Source organism: Corallococcus sp. AB038B, assembly GCF_003668955.1.
Lineage (GTDB): Bacteria > Myxococcota > Myxococcia > Myxococcales > Myxococcaceae > Corallococcus > Corallococcus exiguus.
In genome coordinates, this window is record NZ_RAWO01000011.1 from 301158 (window position 1) to 314247 (window position 13090).

11 protein-coding genes are annotated in these 13090 nt (G+C 69.6%); 10 read left to right on the forward strand and 1 reads right to left on the reverse strand.

The window, feature by feature from the left end; all coding sequences use genetic code 11:
• Positions 1-150: 150 nt before the first annotated feature.
• The 6 genes from D7Y04_RS32945 to D7Y04_RS32970 are packed head-to-tail and all read left to right on the forward strand — an operon-like array spanning position 151 to position 6666.
• Positions 151-1044 carry an ATP-binding cassette domain-containing protein gene (locus D7Y04_RS32945; protein ID WP_255428729.1) on the forward strand — a complete coding sequence of 298 codons (894 nt, stop codon included), beginning with the start codon at positions 151-153 and terminating at the stop codon, positions 1042-1044.
• Entirely contained in the window at positions 1041-1850 is an 810-nt protein-coding gene (locus D7Y04_RS32950; RefSeq protein ID WP_121761864.1) for an ABC transporter permease, read from the forward strand. Before D7Y04_RS32945 ends, D7Y04_RS32950 begins: the two co-directional genes overlap by 4 nt.
• Positions 1837-3087, forward strand: coding sequence for an aminotransferase class I/II-fold pyridoxal phosphate-dependent enzyme (locus D7Y04_RS32955; protein WP_121761865.1), 1251 nt, complete (start codon positions 1837-1839; stop codon positions 3085-3087). Before D7Y04_RS32950 ends, D7Y04_RS32955 begins: the two co-directional genes overlap by 14 nt.
• On the forward strand, positions 3084-3995 hold the full coding sequence (locus D7Y04_RS32960; protein WP_121761866.1) for a nucleotidyltransferase domain-containing protein: 912 nt from the start codon (positions 3084-3086) through the stop codon (positions 3993-3995). The genes D7Y04_RS32955 and D7Y04_RS32960 overlap by 4 nt, the downstream gene beginning before the upstream one ends.
• Positions 3992-5680 carry an alpha-amylase family glycosyl hydrolase gene (locus D7Y04_RS32965; RefSeq protein WP_121761867.1) on the forward strand — a complete coding sequence of 563 codons (1689 nt, stop codon included), beginning with the start codon at positions 3992-3994 and terminating at the stop codon, positions 5678-5680. The genes D7Y04_RS32960 and D7Y04_RS32965 overlap by 4 nt, the downstream gene beginning before the upstream one ends.
• Positions 5677-6666, forward strand: a complete 990-nt coding sequence (locus D7Y04_RS32970) for a nucleoside-diphosphate kinase (RefSeq protein WP_121761868.1) — start codon at positions 5677-5679, stop codon at positions 6664-6666. The genes D7Y04_RS32965 and D7Y04_RS32970 overlap by 4 nt, the downstream gene beginning before the upstream one ends.
• 5 nt (positions 6667-6671) lie before the next feature.
• Here the strand turns inward: D7Y04_RS32970 and D7Y04_RS32975 are convergent, their stop codons facing one another.
• Complete coding sequence (locus D7Y04_RS32975) at positions 6672-7460, reverse strand: hypothetical protein (RefSeq protein ID WP_121761869.1); 789 nt, start codon at positions 7458-7460, stop codon at positions 6672-6674.
• Between the two features lie 188 nt (positions 7461-7648).
• Here D7Y04_RS32975 and D7Y04_RS32980 point away from each other — a divergent pair, with 188 nt between their 5' ends.
• From D7Y04_RS32980 to D7Y04_RS32995, 4 genes are all read left to right on the forward strand, one after another.
• A complete protein-coding gene (locus D7Y04_RS32980; RefSeq protein ID WP_147477241.1) occupies positions 7649-10288 on the forward strand; it encodes a PEP-utilizing enzyme in 2640 nt (879 codons plus the stop codon).
• Positions 10281-10910, forward strand: coding sequence for a gamma-glutamyl-gamma-aminobutyrate hydrolase family protein (locus D7Y04_RS32985; RefSeq protein ID WP_121761871.1), 630 nt, complete (start codon positions 10281-10283; stop codon positions 10908-10910). The genes D7Y04_RS32980 and D7Y04_RS32985 overlap by 8 nt, the downstream gene beginning before the upstream one ends.
• The gene (locus D7Y04_RS32990; protein WP_158627626.1) at positions 10907-11677 is read left to right on the forward strand and encodes an NTP transferase domain-containing protein; all 771 of its coding nucleotides are present in this window, start codon (positions 10907-10909) and stop codon (positions 11675-11677) included. The genes D7Y04_RS32985 and D7Y04_RS32990 overlap by 4 nt, the downstream gene beginning before the upstream one ends.
• A 285-nt stretch (positions 11678-11962) precedes the next feature.
• The gene (locus D7Y04_RS32995) at positions 11963-12964 is read left to right on the forward strand and encodes a PD40 domain-containing protein (RefSeq protein WP_120593655.1); all 1002 of its coding nucleotides are present in this window, start codon (positions 11963-11965) and stop codon (positions 12962-12964) included.
• Positions 12965-13090: the final 126 nt, after the last annotated feature.

A 13090-nucleotide genomic window follows, 5' to 3' on the forward strand; every position in this document is an offset into this window, starting at 1 on the left:
CGTCCGCGTCATCTTCGACGCGACGTGCTGACGCTGGATGTCAGACCGCATCTGTAGAAGGTCATCCCGACGATGACCGACAAAATCACTTTTCCTGAAGAAACAGCATTTCAGGATCCAATCAAAACACCTGGGCGTCTTCGTCAGTCCATGGGGTCCGCGCACGGAACCGCCCTGCTCTCCGCGGAGCGGCTTTCCTTCGCATTCCCCCAGGGGACGCCCGTGCTTCGCGATGTCTCCCTTTGCTTGAAGGGGGGAACATCCGTGGGACTGCTCGGCGCCAATGGCGCGGGCAAGACGACGCTGCTCGGAGCGCTCACCGGCACCGTGCGGGGAACAACTGGCGGCTCGGTGCGGCTCGACGTGGGTGGGCTGCACGCCCGCCGCGCCATCGGGTTCGCGACGCAGGCCATCGCGCTCTATCCCGTGCTCACGGTGGAGGAGAACGTCGGGCACCTGGCCCGGCTGTTGTTGGGACGCGGCGAGGCGAAGGCCGCCATCGAACGGACCCTGGAGGAGTTCGCGCTGGGTTCCATTGCCCGCATGCGCGTGCATCACCTGTCGGGTGGGCAGCGGCGGCTCGTGCACCTGGCGGCGAGCTTCGTCCATGCGCCACCCATCCGGTTGCTGGATGAGCCCACCGTTGCGCTCGACTTCGAGGCCCGCCAGTTGGTGGTGCGCCGCGTGCGCGCGTGGCGTGAGGAAGGCGCCGCGGTGCTCGTCACGGCGCACTACCCCGAGGACATCGAGGAGCTGTCCACGGAGCTGGTGCTGCTGCGGGACGGGAAGACTCGCGACCTGGGTGAACTGGGAACCGTGCTGTCGAACCAGGCTCGCACGCTGTCGCTGCGTGGCGCGCGTCCCGAGGCTTCGTGGGAGCTCACGCTCGCCACCGGCACCATGGAGGAGGTCCGCTCGAAGCTGGGCGAGGTCCCCTCCGATGTCCACCTGTCCGAGCTGCGCCTGTCCGGCAACCGGCTCCGCGACATCCTGCTGAGGGACCCGTCCCTGAGCGCCTTCGCCCGGGAGGCGGAAGGGCCATGAATCACGACATCGCTTCCAGTGCCCCATCCGCTCCCAGCGGCGTGGCTGGCTTTGTCAACGTGGTGCGTTGCTACGCGATGACGGAGTGGCGGGTGCTCGCGCGCGAGCGCACGGCCATGGTGTTCATCTTCATCCTGCCCGCGGTGCTCTCCGCCATCCTGGGCCCGGGTGTGTCCGGGCTCGATACAGCTCCGGGCGCCATGGGCCGGGCCACCATCGGCTTCGCGGTGATGTTCAGCTACATGGTGGTGACCTACTCCGGTCACGCGTTCTACCGGGACTTCTGGTACCACACCCACGGCAGGCAGGCGCTGGTCCGCCCCTCCCGGCTCGCGTTCGCCATGGGCAAGGTGCTGCCCGCGTGCGCGATGTCGTTCGTGCAGCTGCTGCTCTTCACGGGCTTCGCGGCGGCGTTCCTCGGCCTGCCGCTGAACGGCAACGTCCTCCAGGTGGCCCTCACCGGCGCGGCGCTGGTGACCAGCGGTTCGGCCCTGGGCTTCCTCCTCTTCGCCATCACGCGCAGCACCGCCACGCTCTCCAACCTCTCCTACCTGGTGCTGGTGACGTTCAGCGCGGTGGGTGGCGCCATCGTCGCCACCGAAGCGCTGCCGGGTTGGTCTCGCACGCTCGGCTACGCCACGCCGCACTACTGGGCCCTGCGTGCGCTCAACGAAGCCACCTTCGGCGCGGGCCGCTGGAGCGTCGTGCTCCAGAGCACCGCCGTCATCCTCACCTTCACCGCTGTCTGCGCGACCGCCGCGAGCCTGGCGTTCGACTTCCGGGATCAAAAACATGACACGACCTGAACAAGACACCGCGGGCCGCCCTCGGGCTCCCGTCATCCAGCGGCTGCTCGGGGACCCGCGCGTGGCGCAGGCCCGCCTGGGCAAGCGCATTGGCCGCCTCCCCTACTTCACGCGCGTGGAGTCGGCCACCGGCCCCATCACCCGCATGGAGGGCCGGGACATCCTCAACTTCGGCTCCAACAACTACCTGGGGCTCGCGAACGACCCTCGCGTCATCGCCGCCGCGCAGGAGGCTTCCGCCCGCTGGGGCGCGGGTGTGACGGGCTCACGTCTGCTCAACGGCAACCTGGCGCTCCACGAGGAGCTGGAGGAAGCCCTGCGGCGCTTCTATGGCCGCACCGGCGCCATGGTGTTCTCCACCGGTTACGGCGCCAACCTGGGCCTGATGAGCTCGCTGCTGGGCCGCAATGACCGCGCCTGGGTGGACGAGGAGATGCACGCCTCCGTCCTGGACGGCGTGTGGCTGGCTCGCGCGAACATGAAGCGCTTCGGCCACAACGACCCGGAGCACCTGCTGGCCCAGGCGAAGGACGACACCGCCTCCGGCCTCTGTGTCGTGGAGGGCGTCTACTCCATGCGCGGAGACCGGGCCCCGCTGCGCCGGTTCCTGGAGGTGTGCCGCGAGACGCGGCTGGCGCTCGTCGTGGACGAGGCGCACGGCCTGGGCACGGTGGGCGCTCGGGGACTCGGCACCGTGGAGGAGGACGGCGTCGTCCAGGACGCGGACTTCATCACCATCACCTTCTCCAAGAGCCTGGGCTCCTGCGGCGGCGCCATCATCGGGGACAAGGACCAGATTGAAGCGCTGCGCGTCCTCACGCGGCCCTTCCTCTTCACCGCCGCCAACACGCCGGCCTCCGTGGCCGCGGCCCTGGCCGCCCTGCGCATCCTCCATGAGGACCCGGGGCTGGTGTCCCAATTGAAGGAACGGGTGCGCACGCTGCGCGAGGCGCTGGTGGAGCGCGGGCTGCGCCCCATTCCGTCCGACGGTCCCATCGTCAGCGTGGAGGTGGGCGCGGACTTCGACACGCTCCAGGCATGGAGGCTGCTGTGGAACCGGGGCATCTACGCCAACCCGGTCATCCACCCGGCCGTTCCGGCGGGCCACGGCCTGCTGCGCCTGAGCGTGATGCGGACCCATGAGGAGCAGATGGTGCGCACCGTCGCGGACGCGTGCGCGGACGTTTTCTCGGACTTGCAGCTGTCCCATCAGGGACGGGGGAAGGTGGCATCATGAAGCGCACGCATCAGCTTTCCAGTGGTCAAACGCTCACCACGCAGACGCTTCGCGCTCACGGCGTGGACGTTGAACGCATCCTGTCGGAGCTGGTCAGCGACCCCGCCTCGTGCGGCGTGTTGCTGACGGGCTCGCTCGCGGCCGGCAATGGCACGCCCAGCTCGGACGTGGACCTGATGGTGCTGGTGCCGCACCGCACGTCGCTCATCTCCACGAAGGAGGGCGTGCGCTTCAAGAACAGCCGCTTCAGTGAAGCGCTCCAGTACTGCGACGGCATCGAGGTCAACATCGAGCTGGCGGAGCGCAGCCGCGTCGCGGAGATCATGACGTGGATGACGGCCATCGCGCCGGCGCTCTACAAGCCGTCCGAGCTGAAGTTCATCCCCATCATCGACGGCCCGGAGCTGCGCTTCCTGCACCGGCTGCGCGTGGGATTGCCGCTGATGAACCCGAGCCTGGTGGCGAGCTGGCGGGACGAGTTCCTGGTGGAGCTGCTGCCCACCTACCTCACCGTGCGGCACTTCATGGAGGTCCACGAATACCTGGAGGACGCCATCAGCCACCGCGCCATCAGCGAGGAGTCCAGCCGGCACGTGGCGCGCATCGCGGTGGAGGAGGCGCTCGTCTCCATCCTCGCGGCCCTCGGGATAACAAGCGCGGCGCGCAAGTGGCTGCTCATCGAGTCGCGCAAGGCGATGGCCACCGCGGGTGAGGTGGACCGGGGCCTGCTCGAGGAAGGGCTCTTGCTGCACGCGGACTGCGCGACGGGCCCGTTGGGCGGATGCCTCACGCGCATCGAAGCGCTCCACCAGCGCATGGCCCAACGCATGTCGGCGGAGCCGGAGCTGGCGCGCGCGGTGGAGTTCCTCCAGGGCAGCATCGACTACGTCCTCGAGCACCAGGGATGAGCGCCTCCGGATACACGGCCCATCCGGTCCTCGCCCCCGCGAGGGCGCGGCTGGGGGACGCACTGGGACAGCTCTACGGGGCGGAGCGCGCGGAGGCGCTCGTCCGGGAGCTGGCCCAGGCGGCGGAGGGCGTCCGCGCTCGCCCGCGGCCCGGGCGCGCGGCGGTGGACGCGCGTCCCGCGGTCATCGCCGTGTATCCGGACCATGTGCTCGATGGAGGCATGGCTCCGCTCGCGGCACTGCGGCGATTCCTCGAAGAGGAGGTGGGCGGCGTGGGGCCGGCGCTGCTGCATGTGCTCCCCCCCTATGTGTCGGACGGGGATGACGGCTTCGCGGTGGTGGACCACCAGTCCGTGCATCCGCGCCTGGGGGCGTGGGAGGACCTGGAGCGGCTGTCGGAGGTCAGCGGCGGGCTGATGCTCGACCTGGTGATGAACCACGTGTCCACGTCGCACCCGGCGTTCCGTGACGTGCTGCGCGGGGAGGGACGGCCCGGGGACTTCCACCTCTTCTCCGAGCCGCGGGACATCGAATGGGGCACGCGGGTGCGGACCTCCTCCATCCTCCAGCGCTTCGGCGCGGTCTGGGCGTGGTGCACGTATGGGCGCGCGCAGGTGGACCTGAACCACGGTTCGCCGGACGTCTTCCTGTCCATGGCGGGCACGCTGCTGCGGCTGGTGGAGGCGGGTGCGCGGGTCGTGCGTCTGGATGCCATTCCCCACGTGTGGAAGCGCGTTCCTGGAGGGCCTCACCAGCCGGAGGCGAAGCTGCTGGTGCGAGCGCTGCGCGCCGTGGCCGACCTGGTGGACCCGTCGGTGCGCCTGCTCGCGGAGACGGACCACCGCACGGGCGAGCGGTGCTACCTGGGCGAGGAGCTGGCGCAGCACGACAACCACCTCGCGGTGCCGCTGCTCGTCTTCGCGGCGGCGCTCGCGGGCGAAGGAGGTCCGCTGGTGGACTGGGTGAACGCATCCGCGGCCGATGCCCACGGCCGCGACGGCTACGCCTTCCTCCAGACGCATGACGGCGTGCATCTGCGTCCCATGGATCCGCCGCTGGATGCTCCCACCCTGCAGCGGGTGATGGAGCGGCTGGAGCGTGCCGGGGTCCGGGTGTCACACGCGGACGTGGGGGGCGAACCCCGGCCGTACGAACTCAACAGCTCCCTGCACCGCATCTTCTCCACGGAGGCAGGGCTCGACGTCGAGCGATACCTGGCCGCGCATGCGCTGCTCTTCGCGCTCCCCTCCACTCCCTGCCTCTACTTCCCCACGCTGTTCGGGTTGCCGGACGCGGTGGGTGTCGAGCCCTCCAATCCTCGCGCCGCGAACCGGCACCGGTACTCGGATGGAGCCCTGCGTGCGTGGGTCCGACAGCCGGTGCACGCGCGCATCCTGAAGTCCCTGCTGGGCCTCATCCACTTGCGCGACCGGACGCCCGCGATGAGGGAGGACAGCGGCTGCGTGGCGCGGCAGCCAGCGCCCCACGTCGTGCACCTGGCGCGAGGCCATGGCCGTCAGCCCCTGCACGTGTTGGTGAACTTCGGCGGGGAGCCCGTGTCCGTCCCCGTGCCGTTGCGGAAGTGGACGGACCTGCTCGGCGGGCGTCAGGGCCAGGGGGACGTCCTGCTCGCGCCTTCAGAAGTGCTGTGGCTCGTGGAAGCCGGGAGTGGAGACCTCACATGAGAAACGTTGCCAGTGTGTCCGGCCTCGTGGAGGCCTTCGGCTCGCGTCCGGGGAGCGAGGAGTTCGTCTTCACGTTCTTCGACCCGTACGCCATCGGGCTCGGGCTCGCGGAGGAGGCGCTCGCGTTCCTGGAGCGCGAGGGCTTCCGCGTCGTGGACCGGCGCTTCGTCCAATACACGCAGAGCAGCATCGAGGCGGTGTACAGCCCCAACCGTCCCATCGCGCTCGACAAGACGTGGGCCGTGCCTGGCGAGGTGTACCTGCTGGAGTCCTCCTGCGCGCTCATCCTCCGCACCCCGAGCCGGTCGGCCTGCGAGGCGTTCAAGTCGCTCAAGGGGTCGGCGGATCCGAACAAGCGCTCACCGCACCACCTGCGCAGCCGGCTCCAGGCCCCGACGCGTGCGCTGAGCCTCATGCACTCCTCGGACGACACGCGCGCCATGATTGAAGAGGCCGCCACGGCCTTTGATCCCCGTGAACTGCGCATGCTCCTGGAGTCGGAAGGTCGCCCCACCCTGCGCGCGAACTCCGCCATCCAGCAGTTGCCAGGGGCTGTCGTGGGGCGGGCATGGCGGCCTTCGCCCCTGGAGTTCCTGGTCCACCTCCGCCTGCGCCTCGCGGAAGAGGTGGAGCTCGTCGCTCCCTTCCCCGAGGAGCTGGTCTCTCCGTGGCGCGAGGCAGCGAATGAGCTGGAGGGGCTCCGCTCCGAACCCTCTGCGTCCCGCGAGGTGTACCTGCGGGTCGTGGCCCGCGAGGCGGCGCTGGTGAACGACGCGGTCCAGGCGGGGCTTTCGCACCCACGCCGGCCCGGGATGTTCGACTACCGCGTGGAGCCGGCGCTCGTCGCCACGGTGCTGGAGCTGCTCCACCACCCGGCGCTGTACCGCGAGACGGACCTCACGCGGCTCATCGGTCCGCTGGGGGCGCTGGTCCGCAACGCCTACGAGCGCGTGCTCCTGCGCAGCGCGCTCCAGGAGTTCGAATGAACCCGTCACCCCCCCAGCGGCACGCGTTCGAGCACCCGGCTCTTGAGGATGAGGTCGTCGTGCGTGCGCAGGATGGAGAGCTCGGTCACGTCGAGCTCCACGATGGTCGTCTCGCGGAAGCGCCTCAGCACGCCGAAGAGCTCGTCCGCCTCGTGCACGTCCAGTTCGGAGTTGAAGCGCAGGTGGTCCATCAACTGGAGACAGCCGATGTAGAAGCCCGGGTGGAGCGAATGGCCCAGGCGCGTCTGGACCTCGGTGAGGTGGTCCACGGGGTTCGGGCCGTCCGTCAGCTCCGGGTAGACGGGGAAGTAGATGCGGCCGTTCTTCTTGCCCCAGAGCCAGCCGCCCTTCACCTGGATGCGGAAGCGGGGGAAGCCCTCCAGCCGCTGCTTCACGAAGGGCACGATGTCCGCGATGGGCATCCGTTCATGCAGCCCGTTGCAGATGGTGAAGTGGTGTCTGTATTTGCGCCGCTCGACGATGTCCCAGGCGATCTTCCGCGCCGCGGCGGTCATCGCCACGGCGTTCATGAAGCGGTTGAACTGGGGGCTCTGCGCGAAGGCGCCGAAGTCCACGAAGCCCACCAGCGAGACGCGGGGCGCGCGGTAGGTGCCCAGCCAGTCGTAGCCGGCCTTGAGGTCGAACGGCACGACCTCCGGGTGGTCCGGCCGCACCAGCGGCAGCTGCATCAAGCGGTACTCGTAGGAGAGGACATGGTCCTCGGACGGGCGGGGCTGAAGCTCATTGCCCGCGCGGCGGTACGTCAGCCGCTCATCCGTGGCGAAGGTTCTCATGCATCGAATCCACCACACGTGGGCAGAGGCCACAATGCGATGCCGCGCACGCGCCATGCACCACGTCCGCTCGTGCGAGGTCGCCTGTGACAGCCCTGGAATGCGAAGTCGAGACGTTTCGCCCTACCCCTCCGATTGGAATTCCTCCTGACTGCCGCATCCGCGGCGCAGGCCCCGTGCACGCCTCCATGCGGACCTGGGCCGAGCGCGTCCTGAGCACGCTCGCCCAGACGTACGACGGCGTGCCGCTGACGCTCGCGTTCAAGGGAACAGTGCTCCCGCGTCCGCGCGCGCTCCGCGTGCTGCTCGATGAGGCCTCCGCCGTCATCGCGACCTGGAGGGGCGAGTGCCGCTTCATCGTCGGAAGGACCCAGGCGGTGCGTGAGGCGCTGGAGGGCTGGGACCTGGACGAGGTGGCGGACCGGCTTGCCCAGGCCGGAGACGTGGCGCGCTTCGAGCTGGAAGACGACGAGGTCTCCAGCGAGCCCCAGGCCCCCGTGGGCCGGCTCGTGCTGGGGGACAAGGCGCGCACGCTCGACATCCTGTCGGAGCTGCACGGGCCGTGGCGCGTCTCCCGGCCGCACATCGTGTGGAGCGGGGACTGGGCCCAGGACCGGGACGCCGTGCTCCAGCGCGTGCGGGAGCGCTTCGGGAGCGAGCGCATCGTGGTGCGCTCCTCCTGCTCCGCGGAGGATGCGTGGACTGCGTCGAACGCGGGACGCTTCCTCTCCGTGCTCGACGTGGACGCGGGCGATGCCGTGGCCGTGGGCGGCGCCATCGCGGACGTGTTCGATTCGTACGGTCCGGGGGCACGGGAAGAGAAGGTCTTCCTCCAGTCCTACGTCCACCCCGTGAGTGAAAGCGGCGTGCTGATGGCGCGGCACCCGGAGACGCTGGCCTCGTACTGGGTGGTGGCGTCGGACGTCTCCAGCGGGCGCACGGATCAGATTACGTCCGGCGCCCTGGAGAAGCCCTCCTCCGCGTACGTGGAGCACGGCGTGCCGCGGGGCCTGTTGCCGAACTCGCTCCGTCGCGTCGTCACCGTGGGGCGTGAGCTGGTGAAGCTCGTTGGCGTGGAGGCGCTGGACATTGAGTTCGCGCTGGCGGGCGGTGACTTCCACCTCCTCCAGGTGCGCCCCATCGCCAAGGGTTCGTCGCTGCCAGAGGGAGGCGAGGTCCGCCGGGCGATGCTGCTGGCGGATGCCTGCACGGCGCACCAGGCGCTGCTGCGGCCCAAGGCCCCCGTCGTCGGAGACGGGCCCGTCTACAGCACGATGACGGACTGGAACCCGGCGGAGATGATTGGCCGGCGTCCGCTTCCGCTCGCGCGGACGCTCTACGGCAGGCTCATCACGGACCAGACCTGGGCGGAGCAGCGCGCGGCCTACGGGTACCGCGACCTGCGCGGCACGCCCCTGCTGCGCGACTTCGCGGGGCACGCCTACGTGGACGTGCGCGCATCGCTCAACTCCTTCATTCCGGCCGTCACCCCGGCGCGCGTGGCGGAGGTCCTGGTCTCCCAGCAGCTGGCCCGGCTGTCCAGCGCCCCCGAGCTGCATGACAAGGTGGAGTTCGAGATCGCGGACACGTGCGCGAGCCTCGGCCTGCGCGAGCGGCTCCGGAGGCTCTATGCGTCCTCGTTGGATGCAGGCGAGCTGGATGCCCTGGCCACCGCGCTGCGGGACATCACGCTCCACGGGCTTCGCGACCTGCCCGCGCAGGTGGAGCAGGTGCAGCGGCTGCGGGCCGAACCGTTCGCGCCGGGCTTCGAGGGCGGGCTCGGTCCCATCCTCGCGCGCCTGCGCAAGCTGGGCACCCTGCCCTTCGCGCACCTGGCACGCACGGCGTTCGTGGTGACCGCGCTGCTCAAGAGCTTCGTGCGCGAGGGCGTGATGAATTCGAGCGAGCAGCGCGAAGTGCTCCAGCGCATCCGGACGGTTGCGGGCCAACTGCAAGCGGACGCGTTCCGCGTGCGGCGGGGCGAGCTGGGCCTGGAGGCGCTCGTCGCGGAGTTCGGGCACCTGCGCCCCGGGACCTATGACATCCGGGTGCCACGCTATGGCGCGGATCCAGAGCGCTACTTAGGCCCGCTCATCTCCGGAGCGGAGGAACCGTTCAGGCACGAAGCCCCCCTGTCCCGGAGCCTCCACGAACGCCTGGGCGCGGGCCTCCGGAGCGCCGGCCTGTCGATGACCAGCGAGGTGTTTCTCGCGCACCTGGGCGCGGGCATCGCGGGGCGCGAGTACGGCAAGCACGTGTTCACGAAGACGCTGAGTGGCGTGCTCGAACACCTCGCGGAGTGGGGCGAGCCGCTGGGGCTGAGCCGGGATGATTTGGCGCACCTGTCGCTGGAGCAGGTGGAGACCGCCCTGGCGCTGCCGCCACTCGAAGCCCGGTCGTGGTGCCGCGACGCCGTGGAGGAGGCTCGCGAGCATGCCGCCGCCGTCACCCTCATCGAGCTGCCGGACATCCTGACGCGCGCGTCACATCTGCTCTTCCACGTGAGCAGTGGAGAGCAGCCCCTGTTCGTCACCAAGGCGTGCGTGCGCGCGCCGGTGCTGGTCGCGGACGGGCTGCCAGACCCGGAGCGCGTGCGCGGCAACATCGTGCTGCTGGAGCGCGCCGACCCCGGCTACGACGGGCTGCTCGCGCTGGGCGTCGCAGGCATCGTCACTGCGTACGGAGGCGCGAACTCGCACATGGCGGTGCGCTGCACCGAGCTGCAGCTGCCCGCCGCCATCGGCGTGGGCCGGGAGCAGTTCCGGCGGCTGTCAGGTGGGCGGGTGATGACGCTGGACTGCGGGGGGCGCAGGCTCGTCCATGAGTGAGCGCCGCGTGGCACTCATCACCCAGCGCAGCGACCGTGTCCCGGGGCGTCTGGAGGTGCGGGATGCGCTCGAGGACTCCTGGGCCTCGGGCCTGTGGGCGGCCGGCTGGGTGCCGTTCCCCGCGGTGAACGTGGCCGCCGCGGCCGTGGCCCAGTTCGAAGCCCTCCGTCCCGGGCTCGTCATCCTGAGTGGAGGCAACGACGCTCCGGGAACGGGACCGGATTCCGTTCCCGCGCGCGACGAGACGGAGTCGGTCCTGCTGTCGCTCGCCCTCCGGACGCGGACGCCGGTGCTGGGCGTGTGCCGGGGCGCGCAGATGCTCGCGCTCTTCGCGGGGATGCGGCTGGTGCCCGTCGAAGGCCACGTGCGCGTGCGCCACGTGCTGACGGGTCCACTCGCCCAGGCGTGGCGGGGCCCAACAGAGGTCGCGAGCTTCCACCACTGGGGCGTGGCGGAGGACTCCCTGCCTGACGGATGGGACGTCCTGGCGCGCTCGGAGGACGGAGCGGTGGAGGCCTTCGCGAACAGGGAGCGGCGCTCGCTGGGCGTCCTCTGGCACCCCGAGCGCGCGCCCCATCACCTTCCCTCGGTCCTCGAAGTCATGGAGGCGTACGAACCGTGAAAGCCATCATCCTTGCAGCGGGCCTGGGCACCCGCATGGGGCCGCTCGCGGCGAACCGGCCGAAGTGTCTGGTGGAGCTGGCGGGAGCCCCGCTGCTCGACCATCAGCTGGCTGTCTACGCGCACTTCGGCGTGGACGTCACGGTGATGGCCGGCGCGTATCCCGAGCTGACCGGGGCGGGCCGCAACGTGCGCGTCGTGGTGAACCCGGCCTACACCACCGGCAACATGGTCTCCACGCTGCGCTTCAGCCTGCCGGTGGTGTCCCGCACGGAGCCGGTCCTCGTCTCCTATGGGGACATCGTCTTCTCTCACGAGGTGTTGGGGCGGATGCTCGCCGCGTCCCGGGATGTCGAAGTCGCCATCGACACGCAGTGGCGCCGCCTCTGGGAGCTGCGGATGGAGGACCCCACGACGGACTGCGAGTCGTTGCGTCTCGAAGGCGAGCGCATCGTGGACATCGGCTCGCGGGTGCGTTCGGTGGAGGAGGTGCAGGGGCAATACATCGGGCTGCTGCGGTTCGGGCCCGGAGTCCTGCACTCGCTCCTGGAGCGCTTCGACCAGCGCGTGGCGACGGATCCGCGCTACTGGAACATCTCCATGACGGCCTTCCTCCAGGACCTCATCTCCGAGGGCGTGGCGGTCCACGCCGTGCCCATCGCGTCCGGCTGGCTGGAGGCGGACAACGCGGAGGACCTGCGCCGCTACACCGAGGCCCACGTCTCGGGAGCGCTGGCGGGCTTCTGGTCCCCCACAGCCGTCAGATGAGGCGCACCCGCGGGTCCCCGGCGTCCTGGAGCAGGTCCACGGCCGGCAAACCCAGCCGGCAACAGCAACTCTTGCCAGCCCGAAGCGCCGGATCGCGGCAAGACTTGCCGTCCTCGCAGGTTGCTCCAGGGGAAGCGGCCTGGAACGTGGATTGGCCCTGCCCTTGCTCTGTCGACGTCATGTCCGCCCTTCCGTCCCGGTCCGCCTGGGAACCCCCTTCCAGGGTGAGCCTCGCGAGGCCGGGGCCAGGACGGCGAACCTGAAACACAGCTGGGAGCCAGTGCCATGATGATGGGAAGAAGCTGCATCCTTGGAGCAGTCCTGCTGACGGCCGCGTGTGGTGTCTCCAACCCTGAACAGGAAGTCGCGGAGGACGATGTCACGGCGAAGACGTGCCTCCCCAACTGCCCACCGCCGACGAAGATCGCCTTCGCGTCAAACCGGGGAAGCGACCCCGCCCACCCCATCAACACCTACGACATCTTCGTGATGGGCACCGATGGCACCGTTTTGAACCGCCTCACGAACGACCTCGTGATGGACCGGCGCCCCAAACTCAACAAGGCGCGCACCCAGGTGGTCTGGCAGCGCGCCTACGGCCAGACGTATCCGTACTTTGGCGACTTCGAGATCGTCACCGCCAACATCGACGGCAGCAACATGCAGCGGCTCACGAACTGGGAAGGTGATGACGAACAGCCCGCCTTCAGCCCCGACGGGACGCGCATCGTCTTCGTCCACTGCACCTCCCGGTGCAGCCTCTACCTGATGGACGCCAACGGCCAGCACCTGGCCCTCCTGGCCACGGACCTGCAAGGCGCCGGCAGCTACATCACGCCGAGCTTCAGCCCCGATGGCCTGCAGGTCGTGTTCGGCTACGAGGCGCTGAGCACGTCGGATATTCCCTTCCGGGGCATCTACCGCATCAACGTGGATGGGACGGGCCTGGTGAGGCTGAACGAAGGCCCGTCCAACTGGACCTCGTTCTTCCCGGTCTACAACGCGGCGGGGACGAAGATTGCCTTCACCGCGAGCATCTCGGTGCAGAGCCTGTACGAGCGGGACCTCTACTCCATGAACGCGGACGGGACGGGGCTGGTCGCGCTGCTGAACGGGCCGGAGGACGACCAATGCCCGGCCTACAGTCCTACTGCGGATACCCTGGTGTTCGAACGCTTCACGAACAGCGCGAGCAGTGGCGAAATCTTCATGCGGTCCGTCAACGGCACCCTGACCAACCTGACGAATACCGTGAGCGCGAACGACGTCGAACCGTCCTGGCAGTGATGGAAGCCCGGTGAAACGGCGCGCCCACCCGCCAAGTGGGCGCGCCAGCGGGGCTGCTACGCAGGACGTTCGCGCTGGACGAGTGGGCCTGCGTGAGGTGTGGAGGCAGGCGGCGAGTGCTGGCGT

Coding starts and splice junctions, on each gene's coding strand:
- D7Y04_RS32945 (WP_255428729.1), top strand. CDS start 151: ATGGGGTCCGCGCACGGAACCGCCCTGCTCTCCGCGGAGCGGCTTTCC.
- D7Y04_RS32950 (WP_121761864.1), top strand. CDS start 1,041: ATGAATCACGACATCGCTTCCAGTGCCCCATCCGCTCCCAGCGGCGTG.
- D7Y04_RS32955 (WP_121761865.1), top strand. CDS start 1,837: ATGACACGACCTGAACAAGACACCGCGGGCCGCCCTCGGGCTCCCGTC.
- D7Y04_RS32960 (WP_121761866.1), top strand. CDS start 3,084: ATGAAGCGCACGCATCAGCTTTCCAGTGGTCAAACGCTCACCACGCAG.
- D7Y04_RS32965 (WP_121761867.1), top strand. CDS start 3,992: ATGAGCGCCTCCGGATACACGGCCCATCCGGTCCTCGCCCCCGCGAGG.
- D7Y04_RS32970 (WP_121761868.1), top strand. CDS start 5,677: ATGAGAAACGTTGCCAGTGTGTCCGGCCTCGTGGAGGCCTTCGGCTCG.
- D7Y04_RS32975 (WP_121761869.1), bottom strand. CDS start 7,460: ATGAGAACCTTCGCCACGGATGAGCGGCTGACGTACCGCCGCGCGGGC.
- D7Y04_RS32980 (WP_147477241.1), top strand. CDS start 7,649: ATGCGGACCTGGGCCGAGCGCGTCCTGAGCACGCTCGCCCAGACGTAC.
- D7Y04_RS32985 (WP_121761871.1), top strand. CDS start 10,281: ATGAGTGAGCGCCGCGTGGCACTCATCACCCAGCGCAGCGACCGTGTC.
- D7Y04_RS32995 (WP_120593655.1), top strand. CDS start 11,963: ATGATGATGGGAAGAAGCTGCATCCTTGGAGCAGTCCTGCTGACGGCC.